Origin of the sequence: Aneurinibacillus danicus, assembly GCF_007991215.1 — a bacterium.
In the GTDB taxonomy this organism is placed as follows: Bacteria; Bacillota; Bacilli; order Aneurinibacillales; family Aneurinibacillaceae; genus Aneurinibacillus; species Aneurinibacillus danicus.
The window spans coordinates 24,468-46,145 of the sequence record NZ_BJXX01000016.1; the positions used below are offsets into that span (position 1 = coordinate 24,468).

Genomic DNA, 21,678 nt, shown 5'->3' on the forward strand with positions numbered 1-21,678 from the left:
GATAACCCGCTTGTTAACCGTATAGCCCCGGAATAAGCAGGACTCATCATTGACTCTGTTCTTTTTTTGTCAGCATTTTTCGGCTTCCAAGGAATTAACGTACTTCTATTCGCTTTCCTCTTTCTTTTTCGCATTTTTTTACCCCCTTTACTGCTTACCCCCTTAAACAATTCTCTATAGTACTTAATAATATGACTGCCATACATGTATTGAGACTTTCAAATCAAAATTTGTATAAAGAATTTAAAATAAAAAAACCTTGAATTCTAAAAAGGGTTTAGAATTCAAGGTTTTTTAGATTTTAAAGCAAGCACGTGCTACTTTTCGATCTCCCGATCCGGAAATGCTTCTTTCATGTTTTTCCACACCCCGCGCCCGGCTTCACGCGCTTCCGTCTGCCATTCGCGAATCGCATCAACGTATTTTACATTGGGCGGGAATGTCGCCAGCCGGGCCAATCCGCTGCGTACCAGTGTTCCATTAAAGAACTCGCCTTTGCCGTCATTCACATCCACATATACATAACGCAGCCAGCGCCCGTAACGATCATTGGGCTGTACGTCCTTCTCCAACCAGATTTCTTTGCCTTCCAAGCGCTGTGTCGTATATTCTTTCGCTTCTTCACCGAGATATCCCTTCGGACGGTTCGGCGCCTTCGATTCCGGTGTGTCAACAAGAATAAGGCGAACTTTGTAGTCTTTGCCTCTTACTTTCGCTACAATCGTATCACCGTCCACCACCCTTGTGACGGTCGCCTTCTGCAACTTCTTTCCCTTTATCTCTACCACCGCTTTCACTTCCTGCCCGTTATCGGGCGGTGCCGCGGCACAGGCAGCCAGCAGCCATACGCCAAGCAAAACCACTATCATCCATCCGATTCTTTGTTTCATTCTCGCATACCACCATTTCTGTCCTTGTTTCCTTGTATTAATTATGAATCTATATCCTCATTTTATAATAATTGTTTCTTTTCGCTTACTCACATGGCAATTATCATAAAATCCGATGAGCATTTTCATAATTTTCAGTTTAAAAAGGTGGTTATCGATTGTATAGTATACATAGCACTTATTTAAAGGAGATAACAGAACATTATGCAAACAAAAAGCTTACATTACGGATGGATTATCGTAGCCATCGCCTTCTTCGCCCTGCTGGTCGGCGCCGGAATCCGCTCTACGCCCGGGGTTTTGATGGTTCCGCTTGAACAGGAATTCGGATGGGAGCGTACAGTCGTTTCGCTCGCATTAGCCATTAACTTGCTGTTATACGGATTGTTCGGTCCGTTCGCCGCCGCCTTTATGAACCGGTTTGGCATCCGTCAAGTCACCTCTTTCGCTTTATTACTGCTTGCTGCAGGCACTTTTCTGACTACGCAGATGAAGTCTGCCTGGCAGTTATATCTTCTCTGGGGTGTCATCGTAGGCATCGGCAGCGGATGTACGGTCGTGCTTAGCGCTATGGTGGCTACCCGCTGGTTTGTGAAGCGGCGCGGGTTGGTCGTAGGCATACTGACCGCGAGCGGGGCTACGGGTCAGCTTATCTTTTTGCCTATTCTGGCCCAACTGGTCACTTCCGAAGGCTGGCGGACAGCCACCTGGATGATTTCTATTGTATCGGTCATCATGTTTGTTATTATCGCTTTCTTTATGCGCAATTACCCATCGGATAAAGGACTGGCCCCATATGGGGGAACGGAGGACATCACAGAGATTCCGCAAAATCAAAGCAATCCTTTTGCCAGCGCTGTAGACGGCTTGCGGACAGCGATTCGCTCACGGGATTTCTGGCTTCTGGCGGGTAGCTTCTTCGTATGCGGCTTCTCCACCAACGGGCTCATCGGTACGCACTTTATTCCCGCCTGCATCGAGCACGGTATCCCGGAAGTGAAAGCCGCCAGTATGCTTGCCCTTATCGGTATATTCGATATTATCGGAACGACCGTCTCCGGCTGGCTTTCCGACCGCTTTAACAATCGCTGGCTGCTTTTCTGGTATTACGGATTACGAGGGCTGTCCCTGCTGTTTCTGCCCTCTGCTTTGGACTCCGCCCATTTGAGCTTATGGTTCTTCATCGTCTTTTACGGTTTGGACTGGGTAGCCACTGTGCCGCCGACCGTTCGTCTAACTACGGATATTTTCGGCAAGGAAAACGCCGGCATCATGTTCGGATGGATTATGGCTTCCCATCAGATTGGCGCCGCCTTTGCCGCTTATGGCGGAGGATTCCTCCATTATTTATTTAACAGCTACTTCTTTACGTTTATCCTGGCAGGGATTTTCTGCTTCCTGGCAGCCGGTATTGTCATGAGGATCGGTAAAACGGCAAAACCGTATGTAGAAAAAGTAATAGTGAAATGAGCATAATCATAAGAAAAACCTGCGGGGCGTGTGTCGGCCGCTGCTTTTTCCGTTTTGCCTCCTAGTGGAATAAGCACGAGCGGCAACGCCCGCGAGTTTTTCTCATCTTATCTTTCTGGCGAACTTGATTTTGCGATCTTTTTAATTTCAACCCGCTTGATTTGCAATCCATCCGTTTCACGGACGGTGAACTCCCAATTTTCCACTTCGACTTTCTGGCCTTCTTCGATGCTTGGAACCTGAGTGGCAACCCAACCGCCAACAGTGTCAAATTCCGGGTCGGCAGACACCCCCGTTAACTCTTCCACTTCTGTCAACAGCACTTTATTGTCTACAATATAGTGGTTTTCGCCAACCGTTTCTATTGGGGGGCGCTCATTCACATCGAATTCATCCCGGATTTCACCCACGATTTCCTCCAGAATGTCTTCCATAGTCACCAGTCCCGATGTACCGCCGTACTCGTCAATAAGAATCGCCAGAGAACTCCGCTGTTTCTGCATTTTCTTCAAAAGCGTTTCCAGTGGTGTGGCTTCATTCACAAACAGGACCGGACGCATCATTGTTGTAACTTCCAAGTTCGGGTTTTCGAGATACTTCATGAACAGCTCTTTTGTATGGATAATCCCAAGAACATGATCCTTATCTTCCTGGACGATTGGATAACGGGTAAACCCTTCCTGACGAATCGTCTGGAGATGCTCCTGCAGGCTATTCTCGGCATACAAACATGCCATCTCGGTACGCGGCACCATAATTTCCCGCGCCACCCGCTCATCAAACTTAAAGATGTTGTTCATGTACGTAAATTCCGCCGGGTTAATCTCCCCGCTTTCCAGACTCTGCGCCAGAATGAGGCGAAGCTCTTCCTCCGAGTGCGCATGCTCATGCTCACTGGCCGGCTTCATCCCAAACAGACGGATAAACAGACCCGCGGAGCCGTTCAGTGCCCAAATGAACGGATACATAATTTTATAGAAAGCGATAAGCGGACGGGCTAACCGGAGACTGAGTTCCTCCGCTTTTTGAATGGCCAGCGATTTTGGGGCAAGCTCGCCAAGCACAACGTGCAAAAACGTAATGAATGAGAACGCAAGAATAAATGAAAGCGTATTGGCGAGTTGTTCCGGCACATTGTAGTTGAGGAACAGCGGATGCAGCAGATGGTGAACGGTCGGCTCCCCCAGCCAGCCGAGTCCTAGCGCAGTAATGGTAATGCCAAGCTGGCAGGCCGATAAATAGCCGTCCAAATTGTCGATAATACGCTGTACGGCAATGGCTGACTTGTTTCCTTCCATCGCCAGTTGGTTAATCCGGGTCGGCCGCACCTTAATCACCGCAAACTCGGCGGCAACGAAAAACGCCGTGGCGATAATTAAAACTGCGACCAAACTTAGGTTAATAATACTTTCCATCTACTCCCCGAAGGGTCACCTCCAAAAAATTAAGTATTGATTTACACCTTACTATTTTTGTCTTATTTTATGGCAGACAAACAAAGCTAACATCGTTTTGTACAGCAGCACGTTACACTGATGTTTATTCTTACTATACGGACAAAAAAACAATAAGGTTTCATTGTAATACCCGACCCCTCCGTTTTCTCGCTGTTTGATTCATGTAAGCCTCGAAATAGATTTTGAGTAAATTCCCCTTATCCGGTATAGTATAACTAAACGTCAGGAAGAATTTTTTATATAAAGAAAACAGTAGGCAATCAAATTTAATGCTTTTGCGCTGTTGTTGGTTGAAGTCATTGGGATGTGTAGGGGAGGAAAAGAAATGGAAAACAACGACACTCCATTAAAGCACTTTTATTATAAGGAACCAAAAAACAAACGAACAATATGGAAACGGGTATTTTTTATTGGACTCGGAGCATTTCTAGCTGCTTTTGGATTAGAAATGTTTCTTACTCCAAACCGAATAATAACAGGTGGAGTAAACGGGATCTCAGGTATCTTATCTCATATAACAGAGATGCAGATGGGGGTGTTTTTATTTTTCATAAATCTTCCATTTGCTTTTAATCATGGCAAGAGAATAAATCGATCCAGAGCTTTATTAGCTGTGCTGGGTTTGTTTCTCTTATCTGCGGTAACTATCCTTCTCCATCCTTTTCCTCCATTGATTGAAGACCCGCCTCTTGCTGCGTTTTTTGGTAGCCTTATATTGGGTAGCGGAATCGGTCTCATATTCCGCCACTCAGGATTTACAGATGGTGTTCAGCAGGCAGCTATCTTGATAAAGAAACGGGTTTTTCTTTCGATTTCCGAAATTGTTACGCTGTTCAATTTGTTTATTTTGACTATCGCCGGTTTTATATTTGGTTGGGATCAGGCTGTCTATTCGATATTTGGCTACGTAATAACCATGAAGTCCGCTGAATACACGATAAGTAAATTTTATTTACAAAAAGTTGTTTGGATCAAAACCGAACACGTTAAAGGAATAAAGCATGCTATGAAATCGACATTTGGAACTGAGTGTCAGTATCTGTCCCCCGATTTTCCGGAATGTAAACCGGATGAAATTTATATGGTCATACCGGGAAGACTTGAGAAAAAAATTCAAAATTTAGTTTTTGAACTGGACCCTTCGGCTACTTTCATATGTACGCCTTTAGAGCCTTACCTCCATGAAGAAATAGGCAATAGTAGGTTTACATGAAAGCACGATCTTTACCAGCAGCAGTCCAAAATAGAAGAATACAATACAAAAAAATCAATCAGAAAAAACTGATTGATTTTTTTGTACACCGCATATATTAAAGAAAGGAACATAGAAATACTATTCGTCTACTCATTCCTTCATTTTTTTTCCACTGTTAGGCTTTTCTTTTTCCCATTTGAAAATTTTATTTAACATTTGATATATACGTTTTGATTCTTTTGTCATTAGTGGTCCAATTATGGCCAGGATAAGCACATAAAGCGCAGTGAAAGGCTTTAAGATAGGCATTAATCCTCCTGCGAGCCCCAAATTGGCCACAATGATTGAAAATTCGCCTCTAGAAACGATGGTTAAACCTATATTAGCAGAAGCTTTATAGGACAACCCGGCTTTTCTTCCTGAGATCATACCAGCGACAAAATTACCGATAATGGTGAGCAATACAGCACCTAATGCTAACCAAATCGCCCCGGCTAGTGAAAAAGGATCGATACTTAATCCAAAGCTGAAGAAAAATATTGCACCAAAGAAATCCCTAAAGGGAACAACCAGATGTTCAATACGGTCCCGTTGCTCCGTTTCAGAAAAGACTAACCCTAATAACAAAGCACCAATCGCTTCAGCTACATGGATGGTCTCGGAAAATCCAGCGACCAAAAATAAAGAAGCAAATATCACGAGAATGAAAGTTTCATTCGAGCGTATGTCTAACCATTTGTTCAAAAGAGGAGCACCTTTTCGTGCAATAACGAGAAATAGGAGCATATATCCGATAGAAATAAGAACAGAGCCTATCGTACCTATCACAGAAGTAGACCCACCCAGCAAAAGACCTGACATGACAGTTAAAAATAGCGCCAGAAATATATCATCGAACAGAATGATACCTAGAATCAACTCTGTTTCGGGATTTGCCGTTCTTTTTAAGTCAACAAGCACTTTAGCTACAATGGCACTGGAAGAAACACTGAGTAGTCCCGCAATAATTAATGTCTCCATCCATGGCATTCCAGAAATAAACCCAAATAGGAGACCTAAAATAAAATTCATGGTCACATAGATGCTTCCACCTACTACAATGGACCGTCCTGATCTGATTAATTTACCAACAGAGAACTCCAGTCCTAAATAGAACAACAAAAAGAGGACTCCAATTCGACCTAAAAACTCAATAATCTCGTAACTTTCAATAAATTGGAGATTGATGATTCCAATGGTTGGAGCATGTGGTCCAACCATCATCCCAAGCAGGATAAAAAAAAGGAATGACTGAGAATTTTAGCTTTCCGGCAAGTAAAGCTGCAATGGCCACCAATATAAGTGCAGTCCCGACCTCGAACACTAAATGATTGGTCATCGTTTATGATGTTTCTCCCTTCTGTAATAATTCTGCGATTAGTTTTTTCAATGGCTTTCTTTCACCAGAAATAACTAAGGTATCACCTTCTTCAATAACAGCCTCCGGACCTGGATTAAGCAATTTTTTATGGTTCTTTTTAATAATTGCAATTATGTTTACGCTGTATATTTTTCTTATATCTAGATCTCCGATAGACTTATTGACAGCTTTAGCATTTTCTTCAACTTTAAACCATTCAATAACCAAATCATCAAAGGCAATTTCAATGGTTTCAAGCGCTTTCGGCTTATAGATCATACCACCAAGAATAGCAGCGATCTGCCGGGATTCAGCGTCATTTAATGTAATATTCGATAGCGATTCCTCGTGATCGTCTTTGTCAAAGTGATATATCTCTCTTCTTCCGTCGTCATGGATAACGATAACAAGCTTTTCTTTGCCTTTTGTTTCAATATCAAATTTTCTCCCAATACCCGGTAATTCTGATTCCTTAATATTTAGCATGAAATAAACCTCCTTGGCTTATGATTTGTTATTCTCCTTACATTTTAAAAATCGATATTGTTCGTATACATTCATTGTTTATCTTCTGAAATAGATTCTTCGTTATCTTGCAAAGCAACTACACTTGCCTTTGTGATAAATACCTTCCCATTTTCCACTATGAAAGCAACGTGATCCCCGTCATCTAAATGTAATCGATTGCGTATAGCTTTAGGAATAGTCACTTGCCCTTTAGAACTAATTCTGGATACCTCCATATAAAATTCACCTTTCTTGAATTCTTTACATCCCTACATTTATTGTATCATAAGTAAACAAAATTATTCAAACGATCAGATTAATAACATTCGATATAAATTCTCGTTAAAGAAATTTTGAGAGCAGAAAAGCCGGTTTCCCACACTAAGGAATCCCCGGCTTTTTAAAACTTTTATTGATAAAAGTATAGTTCTATTTAACGCCCTGTTCTATTTCTTTAACCATTTCAGAAACAGAAACCAATCCACCGCCTGAGAGGTACCAGAAGTTAGGATCTAGATACACAATATTGCCATCTTTAAATGCTTTTGTATTCTTTACTAAGTCATTTTCCACCACCTGCTTTGCAGATGATTGGCCACCTACAACTGCTCCTCTGTCAATGACAAAGAGATAATCAGGATTCTTTTCAACGATATATTCGAAAGAAATACTTTGCCCATGAGTCGATACCTCAATATTCTTATCAACAGGAGTTACACCAAAAACATCATGAATAATACCAAATCGAGAACCCGGGCCATAGGCACTCACTTTACCATCATTAGCTAAAATGATTAATGCATTTTTTCCGCTTGCCGCCGCTTTGTCATGAAGCTTTTCAATCGTTTGGTCAACTTTTTCGAGCTCCTCCTCTACAAAGGACTCTTTTCCGAAGATGTTTCCTAATGTTTTCATATTTTCTTTAAATGAAGTCATGTAATTTTTGTAATCAATTGTCATATGGATAGTGGGAGCAATTTCTGCAAACTTTTTATATAATTCTGCCTGTCTGTCAGAAATAATAATCAAGTCAGGTTGAACTTCATTGATTTTTTCAAAGTCCGGCTCTTTTAAACTTCCTGTATTTACATACTTAGCATCCTTGTACTTTGAAAGGTAGGAAGGAATGGTAGCCTGTGGTACTCCTGCTACCTCTACCCCCATCTTATCTAATGAATCCAATACCCCAAAATCAAACACAACTACTTTTTGAGGATTTTTCTTTACCTTGGTTTCCCCCAGTTTGTGCTTAACGGTTATTTCTTCACTTTCTTTTACTTCCGCCGGTGCTCCCGAACTTTCCTTGGAACCTGTCGGGTTGCATGCTGCCGTAACAATGGCTAATATTACAACCAGGAACATCATTGCTAACTTCTTTTTCATTCTTATCACCTCTGGATTTTTTGTTTTATATAAAATTTTTAATTAAACTGGCGTATTTAAGAGAAATAAACACAAATTTTATTTTGATTTATGTCCTCTATCTTAATATCCATGTCATAAATTTCCTTTAATACTGATTCTTGAATAATCTCATCGGTGCTGCCTTCTTTCACAACTTTTCCATCTTTAAGGGCAACGATATAATCTGAATAACAAGATGCAAAATTAATGTCGTGTATAACAATGATTACCGTTTTCCCCAGCTCATTAACCAGCCTTCTTAAGACTTTCATTATCTGAACCGAATGCTTCATATCTAAATTATTTAGTGGCTCATCCAGGAGAATATATTCTGTACTTTGAGCCATAACCATTGCTATATAGGCTCTTTGTCTTTGGCCTCCACTTAATTGATCAAGGAATTTATGCTGTATATCTTCTAGTTCCATATATTTAATTGCTTCATCGACATGTTTCCAGTCCTCTTTAGAAAGGTTTCCTTGAGAATAAGGGAAGCGCCCAAAGCTAACCAATTCTCTAATTGTTAACCGGATGTTTATATGGTTTGATTGCTTTAATATCGATATCTTCTTGGCAAGATCAGTACTTTTATACTGACCAATTTCCTTATCATCAATAAAAATTTCTCCGTTGTCCTTTGTAATAAGACGGCTTACCATGGACAATAAAGTACTTTTCCCGGCCCCGTTCGGACCAATAAAGGATGTGATCTTTCCTTTGTCTATTTTTACAGAGACATTATCTACGACATTTTTGTTTCCATATAGTTTCGAAACCTTTTTTACTTCTACCATGATTTATTCTCCCTTAACAGAAGGTATATAAAATAAACACCGCCGATAAAATTTATAATAACGCTTAAAGTTGTGGAGAATGTGAAGACTCTTTCGACAATCAATTGTCCTCCAAGTAAAGCTATAATGCTTATGAAAATAGAACCTACGATTAAATATTTATGTTTATATGTTTTTAAAAACTCATAAGCAACATTAGCTACAAGCAGTCCTAAGAATGTGATAGGCCCAACTAAAGCTGTCGCTATCGAAATAAGTATCGCTATGATTATTAAGAGCCTTTTTACAACATGGTCATAATCTATTCCTAAATTTATGGCCTGTTCTCTTCCTAGTGATAACACATCCAAGTACTTAGCAAACCTTAAAAAATATAAGGTGATTGCTAACACCGATATACTTGCTATCATCAGGAGATCGGTGTTGATATTATTGAAACTCGCGAACATCTTATCCTGGACAACCTGAAACTCATTCGGATCAATGAGCACCTGCATAAAAGTTGATAAGCTTTGAAATAATGTCCCGAATATTAATCCCATCAACAGCAAGAAGTAAATGTTTTGTCCTTCCCTTTTAAAAAGAACTTTATATAACACTCCTGTAAATAACACCATTAAACCTACGGATAGAATAAAATTTATGTTCTTATTAATTATCGTTAGGTTGCCAGAGCCAAATACAAAAATAAGGAAGGTCTGTACCAGCATATAAAGTGAGTCTAAGCCTATAATGCCGGGAGTCAATATCCTGTTATTGGTAATTGTCTGAAATACTATTGTTGAAAAAGCAATGGCACCACCGGTTAATATAATGGCAAGGATCTTCATTCCCCTGCTCGGAAGAATATAATCCCAATTATTACCAACTTTTGTAAATATGAATATAGCAATCAGCAGTACTGTAAAAATAGCAAGGAAAATTATCTTCACTCTATGATTCATATGCCCTTCTCCCCATTAACAAGTAAGCAAAAATACCACTTCCTATCACCCCAACTGTAAGACCAATGGGAATCTCATACGGATAGATAATGATACGACCCAGTATGTCACAGCACAATACGAATACCGCTCCTAATAAAGCTGTATGAGATAGTGTTTTTTTTAGATGATCCCCCTGGTAAATAGCAACAATATTAGGGATGATAAGACCTAAGAACGGTATCATACCAACTGTAAGTATAACTACAGAAGAGACGAGGGCTACAATCGTTAAACCGAGATTTACAACACGTTTATAATTAAGTCCTAGATTAATGGAAAACTCTTCACCCATTCCTGCAATTGTAAACTTATTCGCAAACATATAAGCTATAATTACAAGTGGAATGCTTATATATATAAGCTCATATTGCCCTTTAATTATCATGGAAAAATCCCCCTGTAACCATGAGGACATATTCTGGATGAGATCATACTTGTAAGCAAAAAATGTCGTTATTGAATTTATAATATTCCCGAACATCAATCCTACAAGCGGTATAAAAATAGCATCTTTATACCTCACTTTTTCCAGGATTCTCATAAATATAAACGTTCCAAGCAATGCAAATATGAAAGCTATAACCATCTTCAGCAGAGGACTGGCCGCAGTAAATATCATTAAGGAAACTAAAATTCCTAACCGAGCGGAATCCATCGTTCCAGCAGTCGTCGGTGATACAAATTTATTTCTGGTTAGCTGCTGCATAATTAGACCACATATACTCATGCTAATTCCGGCAATAATAATGCTAACTAAACGGGGAATCCTGCTTGCAAACAAAATTTGGGCCTTCTCTTCACTCAAATTGAAAATATCTAAAACCGTTATATCCTTTACACCAATAAATAAGGAAATGAATGATAAAACAATTAGCGCGATAAATAGGTATCTTCTCTTCATAACTCTTCCTTACTCTTTCTTTGACAAAGGGTTTTTAATTGATAGAACCACAAGAACTTTATTTTAAGATAAAGATAATCATTATCAATAAAAAGCAAAAAAACTTTACCGTTCTACCACGATTTTCATGTCGGGGTTGCGGCTGAGACGCCATGGTGTTTTTCTGTATTCAGTTAAAATCAATCCACAAAATGAAAATGATTATTTTTATCATTAGGTAGGGAAAAAAATATATGGAACATTGACTCTCCATCTGAATTAGATCAGTTATTATCCTGTAAGACCTGAAAATACCTAACACCTCTTTTTTTAAAGAATACTTGTTTAAACAAGTATTCTTTAAAAAAAGAGGGAATCACTTCAGATTCTCCCTTATTTTATCAAGAACCCTTAAACAAATTGCCATGTCTTCCGGATCGATTTCGAAGGAAGCGTCCGCAATTGTTTTTTTGGCTAATTCTTCAAGTTGTGTTTGCATTTTCTTGCTTTCCTCTGTCAAGTATATGAGGTTAACACGCCTGTCTGTCGTGTGAAAGATCCGTTTTACCAGACCACGTTTTATCATATTGTCTATTAAGCGTGAAACACTGGGCTGGTCTTTTTCGGTTAGTAATGCTAAATTATTTTGGGTTTGACCGTCTTTCTCATAAAGCCGGCTCATAATCTGCCATTGCTCATAGGTTACAGGAAAGCAGTGATCTTTAAAATTTTGATTTAATCTGTTTGAAATTAATCGAGAAGCATGGAATAGTTTATATCCAAGAGAATCGTCTAAACGATATTTCTCGTGATTCATTAATGTTCTCCCTTACTATCTTTCGTATCCCATATTATAATAAAACACTTGTTTAGACAAGTATTTTTTCGATTTGAATTCTACGATAAACAAATTCCTTTTCTTCATAAAGAAAGACCCGAAATCACACCGTTCCCAGATGCATTTCGGGTCTTTTGTTTTCTCTCTGCGATTACTTTCCGGATTGCAGGCGCGCAATACGATCATCTAAATCCGGATGGCTGGCAAATAGTCCGAGGAATCCGCCTTTTTTGCCGTTAATTTTAAGTGCGGCAACCGATTGCTGTTCTGTATCTACCATCTGTACTGTCTGCTTTAATGACTGCAACGCATGAATCATTTTATCCTTTCCTGCTAAACGGGCGCCACCTTCATCCGCACGGTATTCGCGGTAACGTGAGAACGCCATAACGACAAGGCTCCCAAGGATCGAGAACAGAATATCGAACACAATCACCGCGACAAAGTGAACGACTGGTGCCACATCTTCCCGTACAAATCGAGAAGCAATGTACGCACATATACGGGACAGGAACACAACGAATGTGTTGATGACACCCTGCAGGAGCGTCATGGTGACCATATCTCCGTTGGCAATATGAGCCACTTCATGCGCCAGGACACCAGATACCGCATCATCATCCATCCGCTCCAGCAATCCGCTGGATACGGCTACCAGTGAACGTTTTTTCGATGGGCCGGTCGCAAACGCGTTAACCTCCGGTGAATGATAAATCCCTACCTCTGGCATTGTTTTCATCCCAGCTTTACGTGCCAGACTGTAGACCTCATCAAGTAAAGCTTTTTCTGTTGGGTGTAATGGCCCGTTCGGATCGATGACCTGAACCCCCATCATCCACTTTGCCATGACTCTGGACAGCGCCAGAGAAATCAAAGCACCTGAGAAGCCTACCACGCCACTAAAGACAAGCAATGCACCAAAGTTAATACCCTGGGATGTAATGTAGCTTTGAACACCTAACAGGCTGGTCACTATCCCAATCGTAACAATCACCAGCATATTTACCAGCAAAAACAACCCAATCCGTTTAAACATATCTTCTCCCTTTCTTATAGACTAATTTTAGGAAGCCTGCTCTTCCAGCTTTTCTAAAATACGGCGTTTCCGATACAACATTCGACCGACTTCCGCCATTTCTTCAATGGTGCTTTTATTGATATACGCACCGAATAAAATCCCTACAATCGGGATCAATTGAAAAAGCTTTTTCCAGCCAAAGTTATCCAAATGCGTCATTGCAACTTCTTTCCATCCTTGCAGCTGTGCCATCGTCTGGCGTTCCCGTTGCGGACCATGAAATGCGCTGAGTTCCTCAATAATGGCTTTCTTCCCGACAATATCCGAAGAGACGAATTGCATGCACTTGATAATGAAAATGCGCTCTTCTTTGTCATTCGGATCATACCCGTAGGAGATGGCGATTTCCTGCAATATCTTGAGGGACAATCCCAACAAAGCCGGGATGTCGAGGGCTAAGGTAAAGATGCCGCCGATGCCTGTCGTCGCTCCTTGAACCATTGCAAACTGAGTGCGTGACTTAGACAGGTCCTCCGCTACCGTATCCATGATATGCAGCGGCAGACATCCGACATCGGACACTGATGACGGAGGCAAAGTGGTAGAAACATCCGGAAAACTTGCAAATTTATCCAGAACATGTTTCTCATGAATTAAATACTGGCCACCGGATTGAATATAGCTTCCCACCTCATCAATCGCCTGCCCGATTTTATCATGCAGAAATTTTGGCGTCACTTTATCCAAAAGAACAAAAGGAAGTCGGCCTATTTTCTCCCAAAACCATAAATCTTTTTGCTCCTGTTCCCACTCTGCGACTTTTTGTAGTTCTTGCAGCAGATACTCCCTTGATTTCCTGCTTTCCAGGTGTATCCCTCCCATTTGCATTGAATTATAAAACGGCTGACTTCCTACCAAACAAAAAGCAGTGTTTATTATTCTTCTCTTACCCCTGATCAAACAAACACAGCTTACTCATCATCACCGCCAAAGAAATCATCAAAGAATCCACCGTCTTCTTCGCCTTCCTCTTCACCAATCATCTCCTCGGCTCCCCCGAGTGCTTCTTCCACGCCCTCGTCTTCCATGATTTCATTCATAATTTCAGAAATTACCATCCCGCCTAACAGGCCTGCAGCAAGGCCCCCGATTGCTCCGGCAAAACCGCCATGTCGATGGTTCCCATGTCCATACGGCATCGAATGACGGTGATATAAATAGGCTTCCGGATTTCCTGCCATCTCTGCCATCACATCACGGAGATAATCCGCAAGACGGGAAACATCAGAGAGCAGCTCGTTAGACAGAACGATTTCCTGCTTAATTTCAACCTCCCGGCCGAAAGAATACAAATCAAGCTCTAACAAAAGACGAATTTGATGCTCCTCAATGGCCGCAACAAACTCGACTTCTTTTACCCGGTCGCGCAGGAAGGACGTTGGGAAGAATTCAAACTCCTGTGTATATCCGTCAAATGCACGGGAATCATGTTTCTCTCGCAAGCCCAGCTCTTCAAAAGCCCGTAAAATGTTCATGAAACGAGCCGGTGGATTCACACGGATGTAGTCATTGTCTTTACTGTCTACGCCTGCGGCAATGTCCAGGTTCGTGGCAAAATAATAAGCTACCATATGACTGGATACGAGTAAATCTTTTGGCAAATCGTATGTGAACGGAATGGTTTGTCTTTCGCCAGCACGAAGCGTCTTCATGATTGGAATCGAAATGGTCGAAACCACTTGCCTGTATTCTTTTTGTTTTGTACGAAGATGAAGAACAAAATCCACATCAATTTTGTTTAGCTCTTGTGCCACACTTCCACCCTGGAGAATCACTTCTCCTTCCACCTTATCTCCAAGCGTATACTCGTTTTGTTTTAAGATAAGGTCTACCTTTGCGGAACCAATTCCGATTTTGGCCATCATTTTCTTAAACATGCTCTCAATCTCCTTCTCTCTTACATAAAATATATCGTTAACTCAGCAGCAGGGTAATCAGGTGGGACAATGATACGCCCTGAACCGATAACTTTCGAAGCAATACGTTACATTGCTGCTCATTTAGCGTAGTCAAAACTGGCTGTAATTCCAACAGAATTTCTTTTGCTTCCTGTATTTTTTCTTCTGCCGCATCAATCCTCCTGGATACATCCTGCAGGGGAACCTGCAGCTCATCGAACACCGAAAGCCTTTGTTTGATTTCATACAAGGACAATCTCTCTTTTTTGTATAGTTCAATCAACCGCAGACGTTCAAGCGACTCCTCCGTGTAATACCGATACCCGGAATCCGTTCGCGTCGGTTTTAGCAGTTCCAGCTGCGTATAATAATCCACCGTCCGCTTTGACACACCTGCTCGCTCCGCGATTTCACTTATGCGGTACAACTTCCCATTGGTCTGCCCCTCCTTGTATGTATGAATCACCGTATGAAACTATACAGTAAAACGTTATACTTAACACCTACTTCTTTTATACGGAAAGACTTTACTTCGGTTTCATTTTTTTATTGCGCAGTACAACGCTATACTTTGGCTCCACCATTTTCTACGCAGCAGTCTCTTTCAGGTTTCATTTTTATTCAGCAGGAATTATTTCAGAGTTTAAAAATCAATTTTAAGCTTCAGGAACCCGGCCTTGCGCAGCGCTTCAAAAATAATGATAAGAGCAGGTCCAAGAATCATCCCCAATACTCCTAACAACTGGAAGCCGATGTACATACTAATCAATGCGGACAGAGCACTGATGCCAAGGCTTGCTCCCATTATTTTAGGCTCAATGATTCTACGGATAAATTACCTGATACCTAAACGAGAAGGAAGTCCCTTTTCTGTGAAAATCGTGAGAAAAGAAGGAGAGAAAGAGGAAATGAGATCTACGGAAGAAAAAGGCCTTCGCCTTTTTCCTCATTTTTACAATTCATCAAAGCCATTGGCTGTCGTAACTTTAGCGTACGTCCGGGACTTGCCTTCAAAGAAATCGGTTTTCGTCTGATTCAGGGCCTCATCCGAAAACGGACGAATCCACGGCATGCAGTTATCGACGCCCTCATACATTTTGGCAAAACCCATTGTTTGCAGGCGTTTGTTGGCAATGAATTTAATATAATCGGCAAACTCCTCTACATCGATGCCTTCTATTCCTTGCAGCACGTAATGTGCCCACTCGATTTCCAGCTCTACCGCTTTGCCAATCGTATCATACACATACCGTCTGTTCGCTTCCGTGTTCAGTTCCGGAAAATCAGTAAGCAACAGCTTGCACACTTCCCCGAAGAAATATGCATGCTGCGCCTCATCCCGTTGGATATAACTAATCATCTGGCTGGTACCCAGCATTTTCTGGTTACGGGCCAGGTTGTAGAAGAAAGCGAAACCACTGTAGAAGAACACCCCTTCAAGAATCATATCTGCTACAATTGCTTCAAAAAATGTTTGTGGATTCTTCTCATCACGGAAACGCTGGTAAACGCCCGCGATAAACAAATTGCGCCGCCGCAGCACTTCATCATGCTTCCAATACTCAAATACCTCTTTTTGTGTATGATAATCCACAATACTGGAAAGCACATATGAATATGATTGATTATGAATAACTTCTTGCTGATTAATGATAGCGGCAATCGCGACCAGTGAGGAGTCGGTGAAATACTGTCCTACATCGGTTACGAAATTTGTCTGCATGCTGTCGAGTACGGCAAGCAGGCCAATGATTTTCTTATACGCCTCCTGCTCGACAGACGTTAATTCTTTAAATTGCTGCTTATCTTTGTTCATCGGAATTTCCGACGGAATCCAGTGATTGGCGATAAGCACTTTATACAGCTTGTACATCTCCGGATGCCGGATATCATCCCAGTTTAGGACGGAAGAACACTCTCCTCCGATAATTTTTGTCGCCCGGTTGGGGGCTTCCGTATTGAATACCTCTTGTACTTTCAGCATGAATTCAATCCCCTTCTCTTAGGATGTTGTTCAATTTACATGCAGGCTTCGCATTCGTCCATCTCAACCGCACGGCTGCGCACATAATACGTAGTTTTCAGTCCGTTCTTCCATGCCTCCATATGCAAATTCAGAAATTCCTTTGCATGAATATCAGGACGTACATAGAAGTTGAAGCTTTGCCCCTGGTCGATGTGACGCTGACGTGCTGCCGCCTGCCGGATAGACCAGTGCGAATCGATATGGAAGGCGGTTTTGTAGTACCAAATCGTCTGCGGCGATAAATCCGGTGCTGGATTGGCAACTTTGTATGTTGTCTTTTCTTCGTATGAAATAAGTTCGTATACAGGATCGATGGAAGGGGTCGAGCCTGCGATAATCGAAGTAGAGCCGGTGGGCGCCACCGCAAACAAATAACCGTTACGCAAACCATTCTCTGCAACATCGGCAGCAAGCTGCTTCCACTCTGATGAATCGTAACTTCTTTGCGTAAAGAAGTTACCGTTTTCCCATTCGCTGCCCTCAAACAGCGGATACGCTCCTTTTTCTCTGGCTAATTCCATTGAAGCCCGGATTGCCAGGTAGTTTATTTTTTCGTATAGCCGGTCGTTATACTGTATCGCTTCTTCGCTCTCCCACTTGATTTCCTTACGTGCAAGCAGGTGATGAAGTCCAAAGGTGCCGAGTCCAATCGCACGGTAGCGTTTGTTTGTCCGCTGTGCTTGCAGCACTTCGATTTGATTGATATCAATGACATTGTCCAGCATGCGGATTTGAATCGGGATAAGCCGCTCAAGCACGTCGTCTGGCACCGCTCGGCCCAGATTGATACTTGATAGATTGCATACGACGAAATCACCCGGCGTCTTTCGAATGATAATCTCCCCGTCTTCCATTGTTTCTTCTTTTACGATCGTGGCCGACATATTCTGTAAGATTTCAGTACATAAATTACTGGAATAAATCATACCCTGATGCTTATTCGGATTGGCGCGGTTCACCGTATCCCGGTAGAACATAAACGGCGTTCCTGTCTCCAACTGCGAAATGAGAATCCTCTTCATAATATCAATTGCTGGTACGGTAATCCGGCTTAATGTCGGATGGGCAACACACTCCTCATATTTTGTTCGGAAGCTGCCACGCCCTACTTCTTCGTCATAAAAATCTTCCAGCGAATAGCCCATGACTTGCCGCACTTCATGCGGGTCAAACAAATGAAATTCTTCCCGCTTTTCTACGGCCTCCATGAAAATGTCAGGGATGCAGACACCCGGGAAAACATCGTGTGCACGCAACCGCTCGTCCCCGTTATTCAGCTTTAAGTCCAGAAAAGCGAGAATATCTTTATGCCATATATCCAGGTAGACGGCGACACTGCCCTTCCTTGTGCCAAGCTGATCCACACTCACAGCCGTATTATTCAACTGCCGAATCCATGGAATAACACCGCTTGATTTGTTTTCATAACCACGAATAGAAGAGCCCCGAGCCCGGATTTTTCCAAGATACGCGCCAATTCCACCCCCCATTTTGGATAAACGGGCAATGTCTGTATTGGAATCATAAATTCCCTGAAGCGAATCGTCCACCGTATCAATAAAGCAGCTTGACAATTGGCCCCCCCTCGCTTTTCCCGCATTCGAAAGCGTCGGAGTCGCCACGGTCATATACTGGTTGCCGAGTGCCCAGTATGCTTCCTTCACCAGATCCAACCGCTTCTCCGCCGGCTCCAAAACCATGAGCTGCATGGCGATGACCATGAACCGCTCCTGCGGCAGCTCATAAATTCTGCCCGAAAAATCAGTCGCCAGATACCGTTCTGCCAGTGTCAGCAGTCCAATGTACGTAAATTTTTTATCCAGATTGCAGTCGATAATACTGCCTAACTCTTCGATGTCTTCTTTGCTGTATGTATCCAGGAGGTCCCGCTTATAGATGTCCTGAGCGGTTAGTTGTTGAATCAAGCGGTAAAAAGAGCCATATGGACGATCCGCATACGCTTTATACCCCCGATTACGTGCCGCTTCCTTATACAATTTGGTTAAGTAGGAACGAGCTGCAACATATGTCCAATCCGGTTCTTCTTTGGAAATCATTTCGACCGCCGACATATACATTGCCTTCGTAATCTCTTCTGCCCTGATTTCTTCCTTTTTTATTTTTGCTTTTACACTGGCCAGCCAGCGGTCCCGACTGAGATGAGGAAACTCATTCATAATCCGGTCCGCATAGCGTGTAAGCCGCTCCTCGTCAAAGCGCATACTGCGATTTTCTGATTTTATAACAACAGTCATTTATCTGCCCTCCTACATTTCTTTACAAAAGTGAGAAAAACTCGCGGGCGTTGCCGGTCTTTGTCTCCCTCCGCGTCACACGCTCCACAAGGAAGAAGGAACGTTTGGCACACGCCTCGCGAGTTTTTTCTCGCTTACGAATGGAGGGAAAGTATATTTTGCTTTATCACTGTAAAGTGAAATATACTTTCCTATACCATAAAAAAGCACCCTTTCCACACAGGAAAAGATGCTTCATCTTTCATCGTATTCAGTCGAAATCAGCGGACGCACTACACTTCTTCTCCGTCCCGTTCCAGATTCACTGTCTACACTTCCCCATTCCTCGTGGTTCTATTCGTGTACTTTTTATGGCAGGTCTCCTGGCTTCGGATCGTTGCACACATTCTGCCTTCCCATGCCGCTTTTTGCAGCACAGTGGCGTTCATGAAGCGTACTCCCCATTACAGTGGCGGGACCGCGTCGGACTTACACCGAACTTCCCTTTTAAGCGATTGACAGTACATCTGTCAACCGCACCATAAAAATCAATATTTAGTTGTTGTTTTAAACAATAACACAATATATCGTTTATAACAAGAGGAACGCTTCTATTTTAAGTGAATTGTAGTAGACCTCGATTGCATATTCATCATAAAAGTTAGTCTTCTCACGTAATAACCTTAACGAAACCCCGCTGAACCTCTACCCATAATTGCACAATCAAGCATATGATACAACTCCTTAAGCCACCATTATTAAGTGGTGGCTTTTTAGTGTGTTATTATTTGTTCAACGAAGCTTAAGAAATTTTCAGTGAGGTATCTTCTAATTTGGAAGTTCTCTTCTTCATAATGAATCGTCTGTCAATATAGAAAGCTACCAGTAATGCCAGTAAACCGGTCAAAAGCATATTTCCGTATGTTTCAAGCGGAAACGGTTTGCCTTCAAGATGAATATCATTCGCACGGTATTCGAGTCGTTTCACTGCATGTTTAGCCGTGAGAAGGTCCTCCTGCTTGGCTAAATCTTCAAGCTGAACTTCAAATATAAATCGATTTGGGGAATCACTATGAACGAACTGAACTTCCTTGGTATTCCCGTTTTCGTTCCATTTTTTTATCTCCTCCGCAGCCAACGATTTTGCTTCTCTTCCCGGAACAATCATCTTATCCAGTTTTGGGGCATTCGATATCAAGTGTCTTGAAATCAAGTTCAGACCGTGTTTCGTCACAACAGGATGTTCCGAACTTGAAATGGAAAGAACCTTTGTCGTTCCGGTGTCTGAATAGATATCAAAGACGGAAGCCAGCGCCATTTCCTCCACACCGTTATACAGCAGCACACCTGCCTTTGTCTTGCTCCAGTGAAAGGCGTTATTCAAATAATAGGTGCGCATATCGAAATCAAATGGGTCCATCTTCGGATTTTTAACGAAGTGGTAAGAAGGATAGTTCATTTCTTTTGCTATTTTTACTGCCATGGGTTCGCCTAGCTTTTGCGAAATCACATAGAGAACGGCATCGATTCCCGATGAAACACCCGCCGAGGACACCACGTTTCCTTCACGAAAATACCGCTGATCCCTTAGCCAGTTCGTTTCAGGAAATAGTCTTTTCAAATCTGGCATCGATTGCCAATGTGATGCCGCTGACTTTCCTTTCAATAAACCGGTAGCTGCAAGGTTTCCCGATCCCCCACAAATGCTTAATAAAGTAGTGTTGGAGTGTTGTTGTATCCACTTCCGGATAGGTTCATACTTCTTTTCGTCACGCATGGTCATAAAAGGAATGGCGATAATATCAGGACTTTTTCCTAATAATTGATCCATTTCTTTAAAAGAGTAGTGTGGTACCAAATCAAGACCACCTGTTAATGACCTCACCTGATTGTCTGAAGCAACGGCATATACATTGAATGCCCCCGTCCTGGACAACAATTCGTATGGAATCATAAAATCTGATGCCTCGGTGGTTTCGTTCCCCAACAGGACAGCAACCGTAGGTTTATTCGGATTATAGGTAGGTTTCTGTACTTCTTGTAAAGAAGGGATTGGCTCCTGGCGAATTGCGCCGTAAAAATTTTTCTGTGAACGAATAAGTCCGAGGAACCCAACCCCTCCCACAAACACTACGAAAATCAATACATAAACAACTAAGCGCAGGAATAATCTCTTCATTTTATTTTCCTCCTCAATACTATGCATTCTTTCAGTTACTATACCGCTGTAAGATATAAATATGTTTGGAAATAATCAAACTCACCATCCGGTTTTAACCAATGTCATAATGACATAACCTACCCCAACCAAAGATGAAATGGATGTCATCACAATCATGCCTTTATTTTTAAATCCATCTTTAAATAACTGGTACACCGACCATAGTACGGTGACAAGAGTAAGTACAATCATAACTCGCTGGAATGGTAACATATCATCCATACTCATGCTCATTAACTCGCTAGCGGTTCCTCCCAGCATGATAAAAAGGAGTCCATGCAACCAGTGTTGGGTAGCTAAAACAGTAAGAATCATCGGCAGAAACGCTGATACCTTTTTCCCTGTTTTCATCTTTGTGCAGCAGATTTTCATTCTTCTTTCCTCCTGTAAAAATTTTCGAA

Annotated in this window: 19 protein-coding genes, 2 pseudogenes and 1 riboswitch; of the genes and pseudogenes, 2 read left to right on the forward strand and 19 right to left on the reverse strand. The window is 41.9% G+C overall.

Annotated elements, in window-relative coordinates:
• Positions 1-317: 317 nt before the first annotated feature.
• On the reverse strand, positions 318-890 hold the full coding sequence (locus ADA01nite_RS01990) for a thermonuclease family protein (protein ID WP_146808223.1): 573 nt from the start codon (positions 888-890) through the stop codon (positions 318-320).
• A gap of 204 nt (positions 891-1,094) precedes the next feature.
• Here ADA01nite_RS01990 and ADA01nite_RS01995 point away from each other — a divergent pair, with 204 nt between their 5' ends.
• The gene (locus ADA01nite_RS01995) at positions 1,095-2,360 is read left to right on the forward strand and encodes an MFS transporter (RefSeq protein WP_174760581.1); all 1,266 of its coding nucleotides are present in this window, start codon (positions 1,095-1,097) and stop codon (positions 2,358-2,360) included.
• 107 nt (positions 2,361-2,467) lie between these two features.
• Here ADA01nite_RS01995 and ADA01nite_RS02000 read toward each other — a convergent pair whose 3' ends face one another.
• Positions 2,468-3,775 carry a hemolysin family protein gene (locus ADA01nite_RS02000; RefSeq protein ID WP_146808225.1) on the reverse strand — a complete coding sequence of 436 codons (1,308 nt, stop codon included), beginning with the start codon at positions 3,773-3,775 and terminating at the stop codon, positions 2,468-2,470.
• A 367-nt stretch (positions 3,776-4,142) separates the two neighbouring features.
• Between ADA01nite_RS02000 and ADA01nite_RS02005 the strand changes: the two genes are divergently transcribed.
• On the forward strand, positions 4,143-5,030 hold the full coding sequence (locus ADA01nite_RS02005; RefSeq protein ID WP_170230081.1) for a YitT family protein: 888 nt from the start codon (positions 4,143-4,145) through the stop codon (positions 5,028-5,030).
• Positions 5,031-5,162: 132 nt separating this feature from the next.
• Here the strand turns inward: ADA01nite_RS02005 and ADA01nite_RS02010 are convergent.
• The 17 genes and pseudogenes from ADA01nite_RS02010 to ADA01nite_RS02090 all read right to left on the reverse strand — a co-directional run bounded on the left by ADA01nite_RS02010 (position 5,163) and on the right by ADA01nite_RS02090 (position 21,649).
• A pseudogene (locus tag ADA01nite_RS02010) lies at positions 5,163-6,390 on the reverse strand (cation:proton antiporter).
• 3 nt (positions 6,391-6,393) lie between these two features.
• Positions 6,394-6,897, reverse strand: a complete 504-nt coding sequence (locus tag ADA01nite_RS02015) for a cation:proton antiporter regulatory subunit (protein ID WP_146808227.1) — start codon at positions 6,895-6,897, stop codon at positions 6,394-6,396.
• Positions 6,898-6,968: 71 nt separating this feature from the next.
• The gene (locus tag ADA01nite_RS02020) at positions 6,969-7,154 is read right to left on the reverse strand and encodes an AbrB/MazE/SpoVT family DNA-binding domain-containing protein (protein ID WP_146808228.1); all 186 of its coding nucleotides are present in this window, start codon (positions 7,152-7,154) and stop codon (positions 6,969-6,971) included.
• Between the two features lie 193 nt (positions 7,155-7,347).
• Entirely contained in the window at positions 7,348-8,301 is a 954-nt protein-coding gene (locus ADA01nite_RS02025; protein WP_146808229.1) for a siderophore ABC transporter substrate-binding protein, read from the reverse strand.
• A gap of 56 nt (positions 8,302-8,357) precedes the next feature.
• Positions 8,358-9,116, reverse strand: coding sequence for an iron ABC transporter ATP-binding protein (locus ADA01nite_RS02030; protein WP_146808230.1), 759 nt, complete (start codon positions 9,114-9,116; stop codon positions 8,358-8,360).
• Positions 9,110-10,060: an iron chelate uptake ABC transporter family permease subunit gene (locus ADA01nite_RS02035; RefSeq protein ID WP_146808231.1), complete on the reverse strand. Its 951-nt coding sequence runs from the start codon at positions 10,058-10,060 to the stop codon at positions 9,110-9,112. Before ADA01nite_RS02035 ends, ADA01nite_RS02030 begins: the two co-directional genes overlap by 7 nt.
• Positions 10,050-11,003: an ABC transporter permease gene (locus ADA01nite_RS02040; RefSeq protein ID WP_146808232.1), complete on the reverse strand. Its 954-nt coding sequence runs from the start codon at positions 11,001-11,003 to the stop codon at positions 10,050-10,052. Before ADA01nite_RS02040 ends, ADA01nite_RS02035 begins: the two co-directional genes overlap by 11 nt.
• Before the next feature lie 355 nt (positions 11,004-11,358).
• Positions 11,359-11,799 carry a MarR family winged helix-turn-helix transcriptional regulator gene (locus ADA01nite_RS02045; RefSeq protein ID WP_146808233.1) on the reverse strand — a complete coding sequence of 147 codons (441 nt, stop codon included), beginning with the start codon at positions 11,797-11,799 and terminating at the stop codon, positions 11,359-11,361.
• A 172-nt stretch (positions 11,800-11,971) separates the two neighbouring features.
• Positions 11,972-12,856 carry a protease HtpX gene (gene htpX / locus ADA01nite_RS02050; protein WP_146808234.1) on the reverse strand — a complete coding sequence of 295 codons (885 nt, stop codon included), beginning with the start codon at positions 12,854-12,856 and terminating at the stop codon, positions 11,972-11,974.
• Between the two features lie 27 nt (positions 12,857-12,883).
• On the reverse strand, positions 12,884-13,720 hold the full coding sequence (locus ADA01nite_RS02055) for an EcsC family protein (RefSeq protein WP_170230082.1): 837 nt from the start codon (positions 13,718-13,720) through the stop codon (positions 12,884-12,886).
• Between the two features lie 89 nt (positions 13,721-13,809).
• A complete protein-coding gene (locus ADA01nite_RS02060; protein WP_146808235.1) occupies positions 13,810-14,775 on the reverse strand; it encodes a sporulation protein in 966 nt (321 codons plus the stop codon).
• Positions 14,776-14,812: 37 nt separating this feature from the next.
• Positions 14,813-15,262: a MerR family transcriptional regulator gene (locus ADA01nite_RS22795; RefSeq protein ID WP_146808236.1), complete on the reverse strand. Its 450-nt coding sequence runs from the start codon at positions 15,260-15,262 to the stop codon at positions 14,813-14,815.
• A 177-nt stretch (positions 15,263-15,439) separates the two neighbouring features.
• Positions 15,440-15,628: pseudogene (locus ADA01nite_RS02070) on the reverse strand (AI-2E family transporter); the annotation flags it as partial.
• A gap of 120 nt (positions 15,629-15,748) precedes the next feature.
• The gene (locus ADA01nite_RS02075; protein WP_371863525.1) at positions 15,749-16,780 is read right to left on the reverse strand and encodes a ribonucleotide-diphosphate reductase subunit beta; all 1,032 of its coding nucleotides are present in this window, start codon (positions 16,778-16,780) and stop codon (positions 15,749-15,751) included.
• Between the two features lie 35 nt (positions 16,781-16,815).
• On the reverse strand, positions 16,816-19,077 hold the full coding sequence (locus ADA01nite_RS02080; protein ID WP_146808238.1) for a ribonucleoside-diphosphate reductase subunit alpha: 2,262 nt from the start codon (positions 19,075-19,077) through the stop codon (positions 16,816-16,818).
• Between the two features lie 335 nt (positions 19,078-19,412).
• Positions 19,413-19,615, reverse strand: a riboswitch (cobalamin riboswitch).
• Between the two features lie 243 nt (positions 19,616-19,858).
• Positions 19,859-21,235, reverse strand: coding sequence for a DJ-1/PfpI family protein (locus ADA01nite_RS02085; RefSeq protein ID WP_146808239.1), 1,377 nt, complete (start codon positions 21,233-21,235; stop codon positions 19,859-19,861).
• An 81-nt stretch (positions 21,236-21,316) separates the two neighbouring features.
• Positions 21,317-21,649, reverse strand: a complete 333-nt coding sequence (locus ADA01nite_RS02090) for a hypothetical protein (RefSeq protein WP_146808240.1) — start codon at positions 21,647-21,649, stop codon at positions 21,317-21,319.
• Positions 21,650-21,678: the final 29 nt, after the last annotated feature.

Coding starts and splice junctions, on each gene's coding strand:
- ADA01nite_RS01990 (WP_146808223.1), bottom strand. CDS start 890: ATGAAACAAAGAATCGGATGGATGATAGTGGTTTTGCTTGGCGTATGG.
- ADA01nite_RS01995 (WP_174760581.1), top strand. CDS start 1,095: ATGCAAACAAAAAGCTTACATTACGGATGGATTATCGTAGCCATCGCC.
- ADA01nite_RS02000 (WP_146808225.1), bottom strand. CDS start 3,775: ATGGAAAGTATTATTAACCTAAGTTTGGTCGCAGTTTTAATTATCGCC.
- ADA01nite_RS02005 (WP_170230081.1), top strand. CDS start 4,143: ATGGAAAACAACGACACTCCATTAAAGCACTTTTATTATAAGGAACCA.
- ADA01nite_RS02015 (WP_146808227.1), bottom strand. CDS start 6,897: ATGCTAAATATTAAGGAATCAGAATTACCGGGTATTGGGAGAAAATTT.
- ADA01nite_RS02020 (WP_146808228.1), bottom strand. CDS start 7,154: ATGGAGGTATCCAGAATTAGTTCTAAAGGGCAAGTGACTATTCCTAAA.
- ADA01nite_RS02025 (WP_146808229.1), bottom strand. CDS start 8,301: ATGAAAAAGAAGTTAGCAATGATGTTCCTGGTTGTAATATTAGCCATT.
- ADA01nite_RS02030 (WP_146808230.1), bottom strand. CDS start 9,116: ATGGTAGAAGTAAAAAAGGTTTCGAAACTATATGGAAACAAAAATGTC.
- ADA01nite_RS02035 (WP_146808231.1), bottom strand. CDS start 10,060: ATGAATCATAGAGTGAAGATAATTTTCCTTGCTATTTTTACAGTACTG.
- ADA01nite_RS02040 (WP_146808232.1), bottom strand. CDS start 11,003: ATGAAGAGAAGATACCTATTTATCGCGCTAATTGTTTTATCATTCATT.
- ADA01nite_RS02045 (WP_146808233.1), bottom strand. CDS start 11,799: ATGAATCACGAGAAATATCGTTTAGACGATTCTCTTGGATATAAACTA.
- htpX (WP_146808234.1), bottom strand. CDS start 12,856: ATGTTTAAACGGATTGGGTTGTTTTTGCTGGTAAATATGCTGGTGATT.
- ADA01nite_RS02055 (WP_170230082.1), bottom strand. CDS start 13,720: ATGGGAGGGATACACCTGGAAAGCAGGAAATCAAGGGAGTATCTGCTG.
- ADA01nite_RS02060 (WP_146808235.1), bottom strand. CDS start 14,775: ATGTTTAAGAAAATGATGGCCAAAATCGGAATTGGTTCCGCAAAGGTA.
- ADA01nite_RS02075 (WP_371863525.1), bottom strand. CDS start 16,780: ATGCTGAAAGTACAAGAGGTATTCAATACGGAAGCCCCCAACCGGGCG.
- ADA01nite_RS02080 (WP_146808238.1), bottom strand. CDS start 19,077: ATGACTGTTGTTATAAAATCAGAAAATCGCAGTATGCGCTTTGACGAG.
- ADA01nite_RS02085 (WP_146808239.1), bottom strand. CDS start 21,235: ATGAAGAGATTATTCCTGCGCTTAGTTGTTTATGTATTGATTTTCGTA.
- ADA01nite_RS02090 (WP_146808240.1), bottom strand. CDS start 21,649: ATGAAAATCTGCTGCACAAAGATGAAAACAGGGAAAAAGGTATCAGCG.